Annotated in this window: 14 protein-coding genes and 1 tRNA gene; 6 read left to right on the plus strand and 9 right to left on the minus strand. The window is 36.9% G+C overall.

Going from position 1 to position 19252, the window contains the following annotated elements; all coding sequences use genetic code 11:
• Positions 1 to 13: 13 nt before the first annotated feature.
• The 4 genes from AC06G9_RS06360 to AC06G9_RS06375 all read right to left on the minus strand — a co-directional run bounded on the left by AC06G9_RS06360 (position 14) and on the right by AC06G9_RS06375 (position 6643).
• Positions 14 to 3121, minus strand: a complete 3108-nt coding sequence (locus AC06G9_RS06360; RefSeq protein ID WP_480957741.1) for an efflux RND transporter permease subunit — start codon at positions 3119 to 3121, stop codon at positions 14 to 16.
• Positions 3122 to 3214: 93 nt separating this feature from the next.
• On the minus strand, positions 3215 to 4354 hold the full coding sequence (locus tag AC06G9_RS06365; RefSeq protein WP_434438641.1) for an efflux RND transporter periplasmic adaptor subunit: 1140 nt from the start codon (positions 4352 to 4354) through the stop codon (positions 3215 to 3217).
• A 241-nt stretch (positions 4355 to 4595) separates the two neighbouring features.
• The gene (locus tag AC06G9_RS06370) at positions 4596 to 5963 is read right to left on the minus strand and encodes a sensor histidine kinase (RefSeq protein WP_480957742.1); all 1368 of its coding nucleotides are present in this window, start codon (positions 5961 to 5963) and stop codon (positions 4596 to 4598) included.
• A complete protein-coding gene (locus AC06G9_RS06375) occupies positions 5960 to 6643 on the minus strand; it encodes a response regulator transcription factor (protein WP_480957743.1) in 684 nt (227 codons plus the stop codon). Before AC06G9_RS06375 ends, AC06G9_RS06370 begins: the two co-directional genes overlap by 4 nt.
• A gap of 684 nt (positions 6644 to 7327) precedes the next feature.
• Here AC06G9_RS06375 and AC06G9_RS06380 point away from each other — a divergent pair.
• The 4 genes from AC06G9_RS06380 (at position 7328) to AC06G9_RS06395 (ending at position 12229) form a co-directional block, all read left to right on the plus strand.
• Positions 7328 to 8140 carry a hypothetical protein gene (locus AC06G9_RS06380; protein WP_480957744.1) on the plus strand — a complete coding sequence of 271 codons (813 nt, stop codon included), beginning with the start codon at positions 7328 to 7330 and terminating at the stop codon, positions 8138 to 8140.
• Between the two features lie 6 nt (positions 8141 to 8146).
• Complete coding sequence (locus tag AC06G9_RS06385; RefSeq protein ID WP_045754964.1) at positions 8147 to 8917, plus strand: methyltransferase domain-containing protein; 771 nt, start codon at positions 8147 to 8149, stop codon at positions 8915 to 8917.
• Position 8918: 1 nt separating this feature from the next.
• Positions 8919 to 11069, plus strand: a complete 2151-nt coding sequence (locus AC06G9_RS06390; RefSeq protein WP_480957745.1) for a sensor histidine kinase — start codon at positions 8919 to 8921, stop codon at positions 11067 to 11069.
• Between the two features lie 74 nt (positions 11070 to 11143).
• Positions 11144 to 12229, plus strand: coding sequence for a sensor histidine kinase (locus AC06G9_RS06395; protein ID WP_045754962.1), 1086 nt, complete (start codon positions 11144 to 11146; stop codon positions 12227 to 12229).
• A 26-nt stretch (positions 12230 to 12255) separates the two neighbouring features.
• On the opposite strand, the gene AC06G9_RS06400 is transcribed toward AC06G9_RS06395, so the two are convergent.
• Positions 12256 to 12726, minus strand: coding sequence for a response regulator (locus tag AC06G9_RS06400; RefSeq protein ID WP_248754335.1), 471 nt, complete (start codon positions 12724 to 12726; stop codon positions 12256 to 12258).
• A gap of 382 nt (positions 12727 to 13108) precedes the next feature.
• Between AC06G9_RS06400 and AC06G9_RS06405 the strand changes: the two genes are divergently transcribed.
• Positions 13109 to 14194, plus strand: coding sequence for a sensor histidine kinase (locus AC06G9_RS06405; protein WP_346572464.1), 1086 nt, complete (start codon positions 13109 to 13111; stop codon positions 14192 to 14194).
• Position 14195: 1 nt separating this feature from the next.
• The gene (locus AC06G9_RS06410; RefSeq protein WP_293925351.1) at positions 14196 to 14924 is read left to right on the plus strand and encodes a LytR/AlgR family response regulator transcription factor; all 729 of its coding nucleotides are present in this window, start codon (positions 14196 to 14198) and stop codon (positions 14922 to 14924) included.
• A gap of 114 nt (positions 14925 to 15038) precedes the next feature.
• Here AC06G9_RS06410 and AC06G9_RS06415 read toward each other — a convergent pair whose 3' ends face one another.
• From AC06G9_RS06415 to AC06G9_RS06430, 4 genes are all read right to left on the minus strand, one after another.
• Positions 15039 to 15827, minus strand: coding sequence for a DUF4249 domain-containing protein (locus AC06G9_RS06415; protein ID WP_480957746.1), 789 nt, complete (start codon positions 15825 to 15827; stop codon positions 15039 to 15041).
• 18 nt (positions 15828 to 15845) lie between these two features.
• Positions 15846 to 18173: a TonB-dependent receptor gene (locus AC06G9_RS06420; RefSeq protein WP_480957747.1), complete on the minus strand. Its 2328-nt coding sequence runs from the start codon at positions 18171 to 18173 to the stop codon at positions 15846 to 15848.
• A gap of 202 nt (positions 18174 to 18375) precedes the next feature.
• Positions 18376 to 18448: transfer RNA gene (locus AC06G9_RS06425), tRNA-Lys, on the minus strand.
• An 89-nt stretch (positions 18449 to 18537) separates the two neighbouring features.
• Positions 18538 to 19233: an SMUG2 DNA glycosylase family protein gene (locus tag AC06G9_RS06430; protein WP_293925354.1), complete on the minus strand. Its 696-nt coding sequence runs from the start codon at positions 19231 to 19233 to the stop codon at positions 18538 to 18540.
• Positions 19234 to 19252 lie beyond the last annotated feature (19 nt).

Here is a 19252-nt window from a genome sequence, read left to right on the forward strand (position 1 = left end):
TTAAGCATGATTTTTATGATTTTTGGTGAAGGTTTTCATGCGCCATTTGAGCTGCATTTTTCTTTTCCATGAGGTAGTATAATGATGGCAGCGCATATAGGGTAATCACTGTTGCAAAGAATAACCCATAAACAATTACTGTTGCTAAAGGCCTCTGTACATCGGAACCAATTCCAGTGGCGAGTGATGCCGGTAAAAGACCTAAGATCGCTACAGTTGCAGTCATGATAACTGGTCTAAAGCGGTGTTGTGAACCCATAGTAACAGCTTCTTGAAGTGAATATCCATTTTTCCTTAAGGTATTGAATTGCGTGATCATCAGCACCCCATTCTGGATCGCGACACCAAATAGGGCTATAAATCCTACCACGGACGATACATTGAGGGTCATTCCACGTACATGGAGCGCGAGCATCCCTCCAAAAATAGCAAGTGGTACGACACTCATAAGCAATCCTGCCTGGGCGAAACTCCCAAATGCTCCATAAAGAAGAATAAACATAATCATTAATGCCATCGGAACAATGACCGACAAATGTTGATAGGCGCGATTTTGGTTCTCAAATTGTCCTCCCCATTTTATTTTGATCTGATCATGATCATATCGGATATTTTTTTCTATCGCTAATTGCGCTTCTTTGAGAAAAGACGTCAGATCATTGCCTCGAAGGTTTAGCCGTACGGTTAAGTGTCTTTTGTTCATCTCACGAGCAATCGTACTTTCTCCGGTATGGAGCTTGATCGTTGCAATTTGTGCCAAGGGGATCTTCATTCCTGATTCACTTGTGAGCATCAAGGCACCTATTTTTTCAGGTGTATTTCGACTCTCTTCCTGATAACGGCAGATGATATCGTATACTTTTCCTTCTTGATATATTTGTGAAATTGCCTTTCCTCCAATCGCAGTTTCAATAAGCTCTGAAACATCAGCTACATTTAAACCATATTGTGCTATTTTAGTGCGGTCTGCTTTAATTTGTAACTGAGGTAAGGGTGGTTCTTGGTCAATAGCCAAATCCACAGCTCCTTTAACTTGATGTAATGTAAACATCACTTCTTCCGCAATGCGGCGTATCTCTTTGAAATCCTCGCCATATATTTTTACGACCAGTTCACTGTGTGCTCCCGCTATTTTATCCATGACCCCATCGATCATCGGCTGAGAAAAAGCGACATCATATCCGGGCATCTCTGCATATGCGGCTGCTAATTCTTCGATGAGATCAGCCTTAGTCTTACCACCTTTCCACTGTTTATAGGGAAGTAAACCAATGCTGCACTCAAAGTGTGAGGGCGTCCAGGCATCTGTGCCATCATCATTTCGACCTGCTTGAACCATCATATAGGTCACTTCATCAAATTGGAGTGTTCGTGTACGTAATGCATCACTCATTTCTTTTGATCTCTCGACCGTGATACCCGGTGGAAGCGATACTTGCAACCAGATAGAACCTTCGTCCAAGGGTGGAAGAAAATCTTTACCGACGGTAGCGGTGAGCACTAGTGCACCCGAAAATATAATTACCAGAGGAAAAATGACGGCTTTTGGTTTCTTTAATAGTTTTTCGATTTGTCTATGATAACCTGTTGTCAAATTTGCTAACCATCTATTGTGATATACTTTTTGCGGTTTGCGGTAGACAACATAAGCTATTCCTGGGATCAGAAACAGCGCCACTAATAATGCTCCAAATAAGGCGTAACCTACGGTAAATGCCATAGGGGTAAATAATTTCTTCTCTACACGCTCAAAAGCAAATAATGGGATATAAGCGGTGATGATAATAATGGTCGCAAAAAATATAGGTTTTGCCATTTGCTTGACCAATGAAGCTACACCTGATTCTGTTAACTCTGCTTGCTCATTCTCTTCTCTTTTTTTCAAAATAGCTTCCATCATGACAATGGCTCCATCGACGATAATACCAAAATCAATTGCTCCCAATGATAAGAGATTGGCAGGCACATGGGTAAAATGCATGAGAATAAAAGCAGTCAGCAAAGCAACAGGAATGGTAATCGCAACTAACAATGCCCCACGCCAGCTTCCCAGAAATACGATCAGTACAATAATGACCAACGCCATTCCTTCTAATAAGGTATGCGAAACGGTGTTTAGTGTGGTATTGATCAGATCTGTACGGTCCATAAAAGCATGAATCTGTACGCCATTTGGTAAAATGCTGCTGTTTAGTTCATCTATGGCTTCGTTGACTCCCTCTAAAACAAGAGATGGATTTTGACCTTTTAACAAGAGTACTATTCCTTCAATATTATCCGAGTAATTTGCTCCACGTTTATCTGAGTATCCCAAAGCGCCTTTTCTTTCCAAATGTCCATATTTGATCTGACCGATATCTTTCATGAAAATGGCTGTTCCCTGTTGTGATTTGACAACTATCTGGCCGATGTCTTCCAGTGTTCGGACCAATCCAATTCCTCGGACTACATAAGATTGGTCGCCTCTGTTCATGACACTTCCACCTGCATTGGTATTATTTGCTTCGATTTTATGAACGACTTCGCTTAAGACAATACCATAGTGCTCAAGTTTCTGCGGATCGATCTCAATCTGAAATTGGGTGGTAATTCCCCCAAAATTGGTGACATCAACAACTCCGGACACTTGTTTGATCCGCGGAATAATAACGAAAGTCTGCAAATCTGTGAGTGCGCGCAAATCATGTGATTTGCTTTCGATGATATAACGAAATATCTCTCCTGTCGGAGAGGTAAGTGGGTCCAGACTGGGCACAGCTTGATAGGGTAATGCTAAGTCCGCCAAACGTTCCTGAATGCGTGTGCGTGCGAAATAATCGTCTGTTCCATCTTGGAAAACGATCGTAACCATAGAGAGACCAAAGGTGCTTTTGCTGCGCATGACATGCATGCCAGGTAAACCATTGATAGCACGCTCTATCGGAATAGTGATTTGTTGCTCAACCTCTTCGGCAGCAAGTCCAGGTACTTGGGTTACAATTTGTGAACTAACATCGCCAATATCAGGGTAAGCTTCAATCGATAATTGTGTCCAAGAGTAATATCCAAAGAAGGTTAGTAGAATAAAAAGTGCCAAAACAAGCCAACGTCTGGCAATGGTGTTGTTAAATATATTTTTCATCAGTATAAGAATCTATGGTGAGCACGGTCATCCGTTTAGCGGATTTTTTTTGCTTGCACGAGATGATATTAATAGGGATCGGTCTGTGTTATGCTATTTTGCATTTAGCAGATAAAAGGCGCCTTCACTGATGATGGTATCACCAACCGTTAGTCCAGATATAACCTGTACTTTGCCGTGATCGGTCATACCCGTCTTGACCGGACGCTTGAGGTATTGATCTTGACCAATCTGCACCAATACGTAACTTTGATCATGGTATTGTAGCAATGATTTTTCGGGAATAAAGATTACATCGGATGCTTTTTCAATAAAATTGACACTGACATACATACCGGGTTTTAACACGCTATCTAAATTTTGACAGGCTACTAGCACCTGAACACTTCTGGTATCTTCGTTTAGGATTTGGTCAATGTGCTCAATGGTTCCTTTTATTTTTTTATCAGGAAAAGCTGCAATGGCAATTTCTGCGATGTCCAGTTTGTTGATGAGGTTGAGATCCTGCTCTTTCACCATTCCGACTACCCAAACCCGATTCAACTCGGCAATTTTTGCACGGGAAGGTTCGTCAGATTTGATATATTGTCCGACGACGATATCGTGGCTAATGACTTGTCCGGCAATGGGTGAACGTACAATCAGGGACTGTCCTAGAACGAGTTTATTGATATCGATCTGGAAGATTTGGAGCGCAGCTCGTGCATTTTCATACTCTTTCTGTGTAATGTCATAGGTTGCTTTAGCTTCTTCTACATCCCGTGCGGTACCGACTCCGTTAACTTTAAGATCTTGTTGGCGTTTTAAAATTAATGATGCATTTTGAAAGGCTGTCTTTGCCTGAAAGAATAGTTTTTGACTGTCCATAAATTCGGGTGATGCAATTTCGAAAAGCGGCATTCCTGGTTTTGTTTTCATCCCTAATTTGAGGTGTACCGCAGTTACACGGCCTGAAAAAGGAACGGTAATTTCGGCATATTGGTTTGGAATTGCTTTGACTGTTCCGGTGGTGTTCAGTTGCAGCTGATGCAGTTCTTTCTGCACGGTTATGGTCTTTAAGTACGATTTTACTTGAGCCGCTTCGTGGACAAAAATGGTATCACCGCGTAAAGTCATACTTGCTAGCTGTTCTTGATCAACTGGATTGTGACAGCCCAATAGAGGTAATGAAATAAGAGAAATGAAAAGGAGCCTTGTTAAAATGGTGTATTTATTTGTCATTGTTGCTTTCATCGATAAGATCTTTTTTTGATTTGACTTGAACACAAACTTCGTATCACTTCCCTTTTAGGAAGTGCCTATTTTTTTGAATAGGGCAAAGGTGCTGAGTCTATCGATGGTAAGCTGTTAGAAGAACAATAGAAAAAAATTAGAATTTTATTAGAAGGATATGGGGAGGGCAACTATTTTGTAAAACCTCATGTGAGCTTGGTCATTTAGGTGAATCTTTAGAAGAGGAAAGAAGATGAACTATTTAATAATGCCGCAAGGTGATCATGAAAGTAGTTCCCACGTTTTCCTCCGAAACAACCGTTATTTTACTATGGTGCAGTGTAATGATCTTTTCGGTCAGTGCAAGTCCAATACCATTGCCATAAGTATAATCTTTATTTTTGCCACGATAAAATGGGCTGAATAGCTGTGCGAGATCTTGTTCAGGGATTCCGATTCCTTGATCTTTAAATTTTAAGATGATGTTTTTATCTTCAAATAAGACCAAGACAGTACATCGATGCGGACTGGAAAATTTGCAACCATTTTCAAAAAGATTACTGAAGGCAACCTGCAATAAATATTCATTACCATTTACCGAAATTTGATCATCACTTTCGAAATCATCTTCAAAATGGATATCAATTTTATATTCAGGATTTGTTTGTTGAACCTGCTGTCTGGCATCCAATAATACTTCATCGATACGAACGGGCTTAAAAGTGATTTCACTAGGATCATAGCTGGCTTTGGCAAGATCTAATAGGCTGTTGGATAATCGGACTAACTTTTTTGAATCACTTAAAGCATGATGAATCGCTGCTTTATAGTCTGCAATACTGCGTTCTTTAGTTGTTGATAGCTCCAATTCAGCAATAATGGCGGCCAGCGGTGTACGCAATTCATGTGATATGTTTGAAACGAAGTGTTTTTGTGCATCGAATGAATTTTCTAAACGATTGAGCATTTCATTAAATGTATCTGCGAGTTCAGATAATTCATCTTTACTTTGATGGCTGTATAATCGAAGATCAAGATTTGTAGCCGATATATTTTTGGCTTTTTCAATCATCGCTCGTACCGGTTCAAATGCCTTTTTAGAGAAGAAGATTCCCGCTATGAGGATAAACAGAATGGAAATGACAAAAACAAAAATGCTGTTGTGGAGTAGATTGGCAAGTTTACTATAACCATATTCATCATAAGCGGCTGCGGTAACAATATAATTTTTGCCTTCATACCGGTAGGGTAGCCCCACGACTTGCCAGCCCTGTTGATAGAACCTAATTTCTCCTTTATGAATTATCTGATCGATCATCACTTTGGTTTCCTTGACGAAATCAATGTCGACCGCATCGTGATAAAGTAGGTCAAAGTGGGTGTCATAAATAGCAACCTCAACTTCATTCAAAATTTTTCGGTTGTTATGGTAGATATCTTGTAAGATCTTTTTGTCTACATGGGCATTTAAAAAAAGATTTGCTTTAGTAATCGCTTCTTTTCGGAGTAACTGGTAAAATTCGATCTCCCTATTCTCTTTGGCAGATAAGTAAATAATCGTAGCAAACAGTCCTAATATAATCGCTGTGATCAGTGTAAAAAGTATAATCAGCCGGGTTCTTATTTTCATGATTCTGTTTTCAAAATAAAACCCATTCCAGATTTTGTATGAATGAGTTTGTGATCAAAATTGCGATCTATCTTTTTTCTAAGGTAATTGATGTAGACATCAATAAAATTGGTGCCGGTATCAAAATGGGTCTCCCACACCTTATCGGCAATTTCTACACGAGATAATACACGATCTGGGTTTTGCATCAAATAGGCCAAAAGTTTAAACTCTTTAGGAGTAAGGTTTATCTGCTGTTGATTTCGTTTGACAATCTTGGTATGCAAATTCATTTCAAGGTCTGCATAAGCCAAAATACCACTGATGTTACCGGAGTTTTTTTGGTTTCGCTTTAATAATGCTCTGATGCGAACTAACAATTCGCGCATTTCGAAAGGTTTCACTAAATAATCATCTGCTCCAGCGTCAAAACCCTCTACCTTATCGTCTGTCGTACCAAGGGCTGTTAACATAATGATAGGAAGATCTGGATGTGTTTGTCTGAGGTATTTGCAAAGATCCAGTCCATCCATTTTTGGTAGAATGATATCGGTGATCACGAGATCAAAATGATCTTGTGAAGACAATTTTTTGCCTGATAAGCCATCATAAGCTAAGGTCGTCACAAACCCCTGCTCTTCAAGTCCTCTTTTGATGAGTTCTGCTACACGATGATCGTCTTCTACAATTAGTATTTTCATGGAACAAGTTGTTTTTTAGCTAAATGATGGTCATGAGTATCATGTTAATACCCTTGAAATTTAACTGATCTTTGATGTATATAAATGATAATCAGGTAATCAAAAAAACAAAGTCAAAATCGATTATTTTGACCAAGATCTACATACCCAAAACTATTTTTATAAATACAAACTTACAATTTATGATGGTATTATCGTAAAATTAGCAGCAGGACAGCTTATCGGGAATGCTATTTGTACGGATTATAATATACTTTTCTTTCAAACATGCAGGTTTTTATTGTTGATTTTAATGAAACTATCGATCAATAAAAAAGTGTTATGTAACACATAGTTATTTAAAATTAACTTTTAAGATTTTTTAATTGTATTTATAAAGATTTTAAGCTTAGTTTTACGGTGTTTATTGAATTGACTTAAATATGTGTTATTTGATGAGCGTGTTTGAAGAGAGCTAAATTACCTATAGGATTGATAGTTGGTGTCGATGTATTATAAATTTTTATTATCGACTAGGGAATTCTCTTTTTTAGGAACTTATATTATATGGAACATCAAATTTTCATGATGTAGGTTAAAATTTTGAAAAAGATATACGTATAAAATTGTAAAGTTTTTTTTATCGTTAACATCTTTTGATTATATTCATTATTTTTGAATCTTAATCGAATAATTAACTGTTCCATGGCACTAATATTTAAAGAGGGACGTCCTGTGGTCAGGTTAAGAGCGTTTCGTGCGATTGATGATCCTAAGACTTGTGAGCGTTTTATAGAGGGACATGCACATGTTTTAACAGCTATAGGTGTCAAAAAAGTGACATCATCCAAAAATGATTGGATGTATAACCCTGCAGCTTTTGTTTTAATTGTTGAATCTCTCGATGGGGAAAACGTATATGGGGGCGCCAGAATACATGTTTCTGGAGGATCGCAACTTCTTCCTATCGAGGAGGCAACAGGCAGAATGGACGCTAAGATCTTTGATCTAGTTTGGGATTATGCACAAGAAGGTACAGGAGAGGGCTGCGGATTGTGGAATTCGCGTGAAATTGCGGGTTATGGAATCGGTAGTATTTTCTTAACAAGAGCAGCGATTGCCATTGCACCTCAAATCGGTATAAAATCATTATTTGCACTTTGTGCTCCCTATACGATTAATTTGACAAAATGTGTCGGTTATCGTTTGGAAAGTGGAGTGGGAAATAATGGGACATTCTATTACCCAAAACTTGACCTTTTGGCAACAACCATGATTTTAGATGATGTCAATAATCTAGATTTAGCATCTGAAGAAGATAGACAAGCAATTTTAGAATTGCGTAATAGAGGTAACGTCGTGAGAATCGAGGAATTGCGATCTAAAGAGATTGAGATCCATTATATGCTGCAGTTGGATAATATGGAACGATGGGATTTGAAAGAGGTGATCAAACAGATGTCTAAACAGAAAAATAATGATGAACTTTTTGATGAAAATAATCTGAATATACTTTAATATAACATGTACGAAAAACATTATAATATAGATTATTTAACCGAAACACTAAAATTACTTAGTGGTGTTAAAGAGAAATCTTACGCATTTTTTAAAGATACTCCTGAAGGTGGAACTATTGTTGATCTGGGTTGCGGATCTGGACAGGATGTGCTCAATATGAGCCATATGTTTCGTGCCAATAAATTGGAGTTTTTGGGTATTGACCACGATCCTGAAATGATTGCGGCAGGTAATAACGCGATAAAAGACGAGGACAATGTTAAATTTTTGGTTTCGAATGTACTGGAAGTACCATTGCCTGATACAGCTGTCGATGGTGTGCGGATGGAACGCTTAGTTCAGCATGTTTCCGATCCGATATCTTTGTTTCAAGAAACGCGACGTATCTTAAAAGATCAAGGAGTGATTGTGATTGTAGAATCTGATTGGAATAGTTTATCATTTTATAACGGAGATAGCAGCACGACCGATAAATTGAACCAATATCTGACAGGAAAAAAGGTAAATAATGGAAAGGCTGCCCAATCCTTATCTGCTTATTTGATGGAAAGCGGATTCTCAGAAATAGCCATCGAAGTGTTTCCATTTGTGTTAAAAAGATATGAAGATGCATGTAAATATCTTTGGATCGATAAAATGATCGATGAGATGTATGCGTTGGATTTGATAGGAGCTCATGAACGAGATCATTTTATTGAAGCCCAAAAACATGCCGATCAATCCGGTTATTTTTCTTGTTCTATGAATATTGTAGTCGTTTCGGCTGTTAAATAGTATGATGTTATTTAGACTGCTATTATTTTTATTAATAGTACCCATCCCTGCATTTAGCCAAATAAAACTGGCTGATCATATTGAGTATGTTACACCAGACTCTAATTTAGATATTTTAAAATTAGAAAGAGAGGTGCAGCCTCAGGAGATCAAAGCGCTTCTTCATGAATTTACACCCAGTAATGCTGCCAATCCAAATCTGGGGATTAGTAAGTTTAGTGTTTGGGTTTCATTTTCAATTCAAAATCTCAGTAAGCGCTCACATTATTTATTAGATGTTGCCTATCCACTACTTGATGATGTCGAGCTATATGATTTGGACGATACAGGCAACCTCCGATCGCTTGGTCATTTAGGAAGTTTCAAAGCTTTTAAGCATCGTACTTATCAAAGTACAAATTATATTTTTGATCTCCACTTACAGTCCTCGGAAACTAAACAGTATTTTTTAAGAGTAAAAAGTTCAGAACAGATTATTCTTCCTATTGCTGTGGGTAAACCCGATGTTGTTTGGGAAAGGTTATGGAAAGAGAATATTTTATTGGGGCTATTCTTGGGAGTGGTGCTCATCATGGCAATTTACAATTTTTTCTTATTCCTGTCCGTTAGGGATTCGGCATATCTATATTATGTGCTTTATATCTCTTTCTTGGGGCTTACACAATTAGGAATTGTGGGCTTCAACTTTCAATTTCTTTGGCCCAATAATCCGGAATGGGAATCGATCAGTGTTGTTCTTTTTGCATGCTTGAGTAGTATCGCTGTCTTGTTTTTTTCCAATCAGTTTTTAAACCTACGTACCAACGCACCGATCATTCGTAAGGTGTTGTTTGTGTTATTAGGTTTGTTTCTGCTGAGTATGCTGTTCATGATTTTTGGCTATCGTCAATTGGCATTTGAGTTGATGCAGATCACCACCTCATTGGAGACAGTTGCTCTATTTATCGCATCATTGTATGTATTAAAGAAGAATTATCTGCCAGCACGATATTTTTTTATTGCATGGTCTATCTTACTGATCGGAGCTTTAATATTTCTTTTGAAAGATTATGGAATATTGCCCTATAATTTGTTTACCAGCAATTCTTTTAGGCTAGCATCCATTATTGAGATGGCTCTACTTTCTTTTGCTTTAGCTTCTCGTATTAATATTTTGAAAAAAGAAAAGGAAATGTCTCAAGCTAAAGAATTGGCCACGTCACTTGAGAATGAACGTTTGATCCGGGAGCAAAATGTCGTATTAGAACAAAAGGTGGAAGAGCGAACAAGTGAATTGATGGAAGCAAATGAGTCCCTGCAAGCCACTTTGACCCACTTGAAAGAAACGCAATCACAATTGGTAGAAGCAGAAAAAATGGCCTCTCTTGGTCAACTGACTGCAGGGGTAGCACATGAAATCAATAATCCAATCAATTTTGTAACTTCAAATGTAGCTCCTTTGAAACGGGATATTAGTATGATCTGGGATACATTGGAAGAGGTCGAGCACCTCGCTTTTAATGAAGAGCTCTCTCTGAATGAAAAGAAATCTCGTATCGAGGCATACAAAGAGGAAATAGATCTGGAGTATTTGAAAACGGAAGTTGACTTTTTACTTAAAGGCATGAGCGACGGTGCTAATCGGACTGCTGAAATCGTCAAAAGTCTCCGTATTTTTTCTCGAGTAGATGAGGATACTCTTAAATTTGCAGATATCAACGAAGGTCTAGAATCGACCATGGTCATTCTCAATAGCTTAATACAACAGGGCATCGAGGTAGAGAAAAATTACGGAGCTTTACCAGCTATTGAATGTTATGCAGGTAAACTTAATCAGGTTTTTCTAAATATTTTAACTAATGCAATCTACGCTATTAATAAAAAGTTTGTAAATAAACCAGGGGGAACGTTAAAATTAGATACTGGAATAGATGAGGACGATTCTTTTATTTTTATCCGTATTCAGGATAACGGTATTGGAATTCCAGCAAATATTAGAGATAAAATCTTCGAACCATTTTTTACAACAAAAGATGTTGGGGAAGGAACAGGATTAGGCATGTCTATTGCTTACAATACAATTGCCAAGCATAATGGTAAAATTGTCGTTGATTCAGTTATAGGGGAAGGTACTAGCTTTAAATTAATTATTCCTATTCGACAAATTAATTAAGAAGGGGAATGTATTTATAGTAACAAATATTCTTACTTTTGTTAATGCGGTATGCATTGCTATATTATTAGATTATGATTAAAGACATAGAAATATTATATATTGATGATGAATTGAATAACTTATTTGGTTTTAAAGCCAATTTTAGATATAGCTATGTTGTGCACACCGCCTCCTCGACAATTCAAGCTGAAGAAATATTAATTAAAAATCCTAATATTAGGATTATATTCTGTGACCAACGTATGCCAAATGAAATGGGTATCGATTTCTTTTTCCGTATAAAAAAAGAATTTCCAAGACCTATTCGTATTCTACTAACGGCATATGCAGATATGGAAACCGTAATCGACGCGGTAAATAAGGGACACATTTTTCGATTCGTCCGCAAGCCTTGGTTGGAAGAGGAGATGATTTCTTGTATTGAAGAGGCCGATAAGTTTTATGCAGCCAACTCGATGTTGGATATTAAAAATGAAGAACTTGAAAAAGCCTATCATGAGCTAGATAAATTCGCGTATAGTGTAAGTCATGATCTTCGTGATCCACTTACAGGAGTTTTATCAGCTGTCAAACTTGCCTTGCAATTTGATGACATCGATCAAATTCATGAATTGCTGAGGCTAATGGATGGTTCCTTGACTAGGCTTGATTTATATATTGATAGTTTACGCGACTATTATTTGTTGAGGCGTGGAGAATTATTTTTGTCTAGTATCGATTTTAAAGAGCTTTTCAAGGATATTGCTGCATTTTACAATATGTACGTTCGCAATAACGATGTGCAGTTTATAATAAATGTTGATCAAGCGGAAGATTTTAAGTGTGACAAGACTGTTTTAGAACTGATTTTGCATAATTTGCTTTCCAACGCATTTAAATATCAACGCAAGGATAATGAGGATAAATTTGTAAAGTTGTCCGTTAAAGTAGCTGATGGATACGCTACTTTTGTCGTGAGTGATTGCGGAATTGGAATCTCTCCAGAATATATCAATGATATTTTTAAATTGTTTTTCAGGGCAAGTGATCAAGCCGAAGGCATGGGATTTGGGCTTTATAATGTCAAGAGTGCCTTAATGAAACTACAAGGAACAGTTGATGTGAAATCTGATATTGGAGTTGGAACAACTTTTACGATAGTTGTTCCAAGTAAGTAGTTGATGTATAAAAGCTAAGTAATTACTTAAGAAAGTAGTTTTTGACGCAGTAAAAATTCTAATTGTTCATTAGATAATTCCAGTTTTGAATACGTCTCCAGTAAATTCTTGCGTTCAGAATAGATATCATAGGCGCGATTAATGGTTTCGTCTAGTTCCTCTTCGCTCCATGGTTTGTTGAGATAATGAAAAATCTTTCCTTTGTTTACAGCATCTATTACTGCACCCATATCCGTATAGCCTGTTAATAAAATACGCATAGGCTCTGGATCGATGTTGATAATCTCTTCCAATAATTCAACGCCCGTCATTTCTGGCATCCGTTGATCGGTCACAATGACATCAATTTGATTTTTCTTGACAATATCAATGGCTTCAGAACCACTGATAGCAGTGAATATTTTATACTTGAAACGGAATGTCGCTTTAAAAGAAACGAGATTGTTTTCCTCGTCATCAACATATAATACAGTTATTTTGGGTTTTTTATTTTCCATGTTATTTGTTGTCATAAGTAAGAGATCTTAATAAAGTCGCCTTAACAATATATCAATGCTGTTATTATTGTAATAACAAAAGTTTAATACATTGGTTTGTATCCAAATATGCTTATTTATTTTTCAATAATAAATAGCTTTTTCTGTATTTAAACAAACAAGATGTACCTATAGATAGAATAGTTATTTTTATGTATTACAAAGTTAAAGAATTATTTGAATCTAATTTCAATCTGGAGAAGATTCATCAAAAATATTTTTGACCTCATGCAAGAGCGTAGCAGTGTGCATATCTCAATTGAATAAAGGGAGGCAAGGCCACCAAATCGTTTTCATCTTTATAGCGTATCTTTGCTACAAATGCTCTTGACCGACTCTTTATATGAAAAATGGACAAATAATCATAGGCTATGAAAATAGTCTTTTTATAGATTTTATAATCGATAGTAAATATCGTTGGATTCGACATATTCTATTGATAGCAGCCATCATAGGGATTCATTTTTTACCCAATAGTGCCCCTGCAGAGGTCGATAAGGACACGGAGATGTGGAATTTATGGGTCAAATTCATTTCAATCCTCATCCTTCTGGCGCTATTTTATATCAATCATTATATTTTAATTCCTTTTTTCATACTAAAAAGTCGATTCTTAGATTATGCCGGCAGCTTATTTGCCCTTTACACTTTCATATTTTTAAGTATGTTGGTACTAGAAAGCCAGGAATTGCAGTTTATTAAAAAACAGGATCAGTCTCTTTTAAATTGGAAGGACTTTATCGTTTTGATTATTCTATTTACTATTTTTATAGCCGCGGTAAGTAGTGTTAAGTTGTTTAAAATATGGATTGTTAATTTGATTCGGTTTAAAGAATTTGAAAATAATACATTAACCATTCAACTAGAACAGCTCAAAAGTCAGATTAATCCTCATTTTCTATTCAATACACTCAATAATATCAATTTTTTGATTGATGAAAATCCCAAATTGGCTTCAAAAGTTCTAGTGAAACTGAGTGATATTCTGCGAAATCAATTATATTTATCAAAAGGGGAGACGATTGAACTGGGAAAAGAAATCGTGGTATTGAGGAACATTCTCTTTCTGGAAGATATCCGTCGGGATAAATTCATAGTGGATTTTCAGGTTGATAGCGATTTGGAACAGATTCATGTACCGCCCTTTCTTTTTATACCTTTTATAGAAAATGTGGTCAAGCATGGTGCGCATCAAACCATGGAGGGAGGTTTACATGTCCAAATCCAGTTCTCCATAAATAATCAGCATATTTGTTTTACATGTATCAATTCACAAAAAAAGAAACAACATACAGCAGCGTACGGGGGCCTAGGACTGAGTAATATTCGTAAAAGACTAGAAATCCTTTATCCTCAGGCGTATGATCTACAGATAGATGATGGTGGAGATATATTTAAAGTTTTTTTAAGTATTCCAATAAAAGGTTGATATGGCTAAAGATAAGTTAACGATAAAATATATTGTCATTGAGGACGAACCCTTGGCTAGGAGGGGGCTGGTGAAATTATTAAAAGAGTATGACTGCTTGGATTGTATGGGTATGTATAGTAATACAGAAGATGCCCGTATGATCATGGAAGGGCAGCAGATCGATTTGGTTTTTTTAGATATTCATCTGCCAGAGGAAAGCGGATTGGAGTTCGCAAAGCTTGTGCCGGCACCTGTCCAGATTATATTTACGACAGCCTATCCCCATTATGCTTTAGAAAGTTACGAATTGAATGCTTTAGATTATCTTTTAAAACCTATTGCCGAAGACCGTTTAAAAAAAGCTGTGGATAAAGTGATCAACTATTTTCAAAAAAATGTCACAGAGCAGGATGTCTTGCCAGAGACTGATCATATTTTTGTAAAAGCTGATCGTAAACTGTTTCGATTGGAATTGATTGAAATCCAGTATATTGAAGCCATGAAAGATTATGTGATGATTCATACAAAACATAAAAAATTAATGGTAGCCATGAATATAAAGACTATTTGTAATCAATTGCCCGGATCTGACTTTGTTCGGGTCAACAAGTCATTTGTTGTCAATTTGAATAATATTGAGAGCGTGGATAATCACTGGGTCACTGTGGCTGGTTTTGAGATGCCCTTGGGAGCTAGCTTTAAAGAGAATTTGTTAAAGCGTATTGAAAAGCACACTATTAATCGGTAATATGGGAACAGAGGAGGATGTTAAATGCCTAGAAGTATAACGGATGCTGACTCTGATCTATAAAAACAAAGGAGATCTCCACTATGAAACCTCCTTTGTTTTATTAGAAATGGGTCAATCCACCCTTATGCTTTTGCTTGAATGGGTTTGTGCACTAAAATAACCAAATACATATGGGCTAATATTTGTTGGGGGATTGCTAGGGGTTATGCCTGCACCAGCAGATTGTTGCATGAGACTATACCAATACTGATAGACGTTTCTATCCATCCCGATCATCTCGACACGAATTTTATCTCCAGAAACAATATCGACATCTTCCTTGGGTCTTAATGTTATGCTAACTTGATTTCCATTGTTAAAATCGTCATTTACAGCATAGATATCATTGATTTGCTTCTCATTGACAAAAAGGACAAATCGATACTGATTAATTTGATCTTTTGGATCCTGGTAGAATACTTTTATATTCCGTGTATCTTTTTCTCCGAATTTGGGCTTTTCTGCAGCAATCGAATCTAGTGTTACCACTTGAGGCATCTGCGATATCGCCGTATATTTATTTTCATTAACATGAACTTCAAAACTGTAGGTTTTGCCGGGTATTCCTGTAAATGATTTTGCAATATAGGTGCCTGCACTCGTCTCGCTAAATACAAATTCATTTTTTTCATCATCCCGGACAATAACAGTAGCACCTGACACTGCTGGATAGTTGTTGCGATCTGAAAATGCGATATTTTTACTGAGCTTGATTTCCTGTTGTTCATCAGTATTGTTAATGGTACCTTCAATGACAAGCTTGCCTATATCATCGTCAACTTGAATATCAATGACTTTTTCACAAGAAGTCGCTAAAATAAAAAGCATCAGGATAAGCGAATATGGAATATATGTTTTCATGTTTGTTCTGATTTAAGATTAAAATTTAAAATTCCAGGTAACAGAAGGAATGGGCACTCCAAAAATACTGGTTTGAACAGCCTCCGTTGCATGAGGCACATTTTTGCTGTCTTTGAATGTAATGCGATATGGATCTTTTTGTGCATATACGTTGTAGACGCCAAATGTCCAGCTCGATTGGAAGTATTTACCAGGCTTGCCTTCATACGTAGCTGCTATATCTAGACGGTGTGTGGGAGGTTGGCGATATGCATTTCTTTCTGAATAAGAATAGGTAGTATGACCACCGACATGATATTTACCTGTCGGATAGGTTACGGCTTTACCAGTTCCATAAACAAAATTGCTGGAGAATGTCCATTGGTCGTTGTATTTGTAGATAGCTACTAAGGATAGGTCATGTGTCCTGTCATGGGTGGCAGGGTAATATCTGCCATCGTTGATTTCCTTAAATTTACGTTCCGTCTTGGACAAGGTATACCCAACCCATCCATTAAACTTTCCATATTTTTTCTTCAGAAATATTTCGGTACCATAAGCTCTACCAACGCCATATAGTAATTGGGATTCTACATCTTGATTGACGAGCAATTGTGCGGCATCTTTATAGTCGATTTGATTTTGTAGATTTTTATAATAAAATTCTGCTGAAAATTCATAGGTGTTGTCCTTGAAATTTCTAAAATATCCCGCAGAAACCTGATCTGCAATTTGTGGTTTGATATTTTTACTGCTCATGACATACAGATCTGTAGGACTTGAACTCGTCGAATTTGTTAATAAGTGGATGTTTTGTGTGTTTCTATTGTAGGATGCTTTGATGGACTGCTGCTCATTGAGCATATAGCTTACACTGAAGCGGGGTTCTAAGTTGAGGTAATTCTGTACGACTTCGCCTGAATGGTACTTTTTGGAAACCGTGATATTACCTGCAGCATCATAGCTGTTGAAAGTGCCCGGTCCGACAAGCAACATCGAGCTTAAACGTAAGCCATATAGCATACTGAGTTTATCGTTTAATTTCCATTCATCGCTTATATATGCCGCCATTTCATAACCATAGCGATGTTCTACATGTTTGTCGTTGAAGCTCGAACTTGCAGTTGTAGTAATATCTCCAGGAGCAATATCATGCCGTGTTGCTTGTAAACCAAATTTTAAGTTATGGTTGTATGCCGCATAATATTGAAAATCTTGCTTGAGATTGAGGTCTGTAATTTTTGAAGTCGCTTTAAATCCATCATTGCGATCTAGTCCTTCAATGACATAGTTATAATTACTGTAGATGAAAGACGTATTTGAGAATAGCTTGTTGTTGAATACATGGTTAAATCTTACTGTACCTGTTGCATTGCCCCAGTTGGTCCCAAAGATATCCTGCAGTCCCAGTACATCTTTACCAAAATAACCAGAAAGATAGATCGCATTTTTATCGTTGAATCTGTAATTGGCTTTTGCGTTGATGTCATAAAAGTAGAGTGTACTTTTGTTGATGGTTGTATCTGATGAGGCTTTGAGAAATAGATCTGCATACGTGCGGCGTGCAGATATCATAAATGATCCTTTATCTTTTACAATCGGTCCTTCAACTTTGATCCGAGAAGCAATCATTCCTATGCCACCTTGGACCGTTATTTTTTTATTATTTCCTTCATTCATTTTTATATCTAGGACCGAAGACAGTCGACCTCCATATTCGGCAGGCATGCCACCTTTGTAAATACTGACATCTTTAATGGCATCTGAATTAAAGGTGGAAAAGAATCCTAATAGGTGAGAGGCATTGTATACAGTCGCTTCATCCAATAAAATTAAATTTTGATCCGAACCACCTCCACGAACGTAAAAGCCGGTATTGCCTTCTCCAGAAGTTTTTATTCCGGGCATGAGCGTGATACTTTTTAAGATATCTTGTTCACCCAATACCACTGGCAACTGATTAATCTGGCTCATATTGAGTTTTTCAATTCCCATCTGTGGAGATGAAATGTTTTTATTGTTTTTTCTGTTGACAGAAACGACTACTTCATCTAATGTAGATTGCGATTGCAGTGCAATAGGTAACACCATATCGCTATCTAAGGATACGGTATCTGTAAAGGTTTTATAACCTACATAAGAGCCGACGAGTAGGTATCGTCCTGATGGAGCTGAAACAGAATAAAAGCCATAAGAATTGCTTAAACTGCTTGATTGAGGTAATTCTTGTAGTCGGACCGTAGCACCGATCAGTGTTTCGCCGCTTGAGACATCTGTTATTGTCCCCGATATCGTATATCTCTTTTGAGCAATGGATAGATGCGAAAGCGATATAAGAAGGAATAAAAAAGATATTGATTTTAACATTTTTCGAATTTTCTACGAAAGTAGCCCTTTCGTGCAGTCCCATATTTTTTATTATAGGAATGCTGGTAGATATTATAGGAACCTATGATTTTAGGCTGTTTTGTTAGCGTTTGAAATGATAAATGAGATTTGTTTTTCTCTTCTTTCGAATCCCAAATATCTTTAAACAAAAAAAGCTAATCTTGCGATTAGCTTTTTATTGTGATCCCGCTGGGATTCGAACCCAGGACCCATACATTAAAAGTGTATTGCTCTACCAGCTGAGCTACGGAATCCTTTCTTTTTGGAATGTATTCCTTTTTTGAAAGTGATGCAAAGATAGAATTTCTATGCACATACTCCAAATAATTTTTGAACTAAACTTTTAAGTGCCTAATACACCGATATATTTATTTATATAGCGGTCACGATCTCGGGATTTATACTGTTGTATATAACGCGGATGCTCGAGAATTGTCAATTTTTCAAACAACTGCTCTTCTTTGTTTATTTTTTCAATAAATGTTGCATTTTTTTTCCCTAATACAAATGCTTCACTGGTATCTAGACCTAAGCTTATATGTTTTTTCAGCGAGGTTATCATAAAGGGTTTAACCAGTTCAAATAGATTTTTATCGTCGTAATAATTGGCGTTGATCCATTTGTTCTCTTTTGTTCTTCTGACAATGGCTAGGGGAAAAGGTGAATTGATATAATATTGTTTGTAAAAAGCTTGTGCGCCTCCAAATTCTGCGATCATATCGTAAAGGAAAACAGATGAAATTTCATGTGTGTGTGCCGATCTCATTGGAATACCACAAATGTGTTCCAAACGTTTGGTGTCCGTAAATGGTACTCCAGTGACACCAGCACCATGACGACTCGGATTAATGCCAATGATGAATTTACGACTCGATGTGTCGTTGTAATAGGTATGGTAGAATTGTTGCATAACGACCAAAGTTTCCGGATTTCCTAAATAAGGATTTAATACTTGAAAATCAGGAGGAAGATCACCTTGATACTGTAATTGTTTATTGAAGTCAATAATTTTTTCTGCTAAAGTTTTAGTGGTAACCATACAATGACGTCGCTAATTT

The organism is Sphingobacterium sp. MAE, assembly GCF_056711605.1.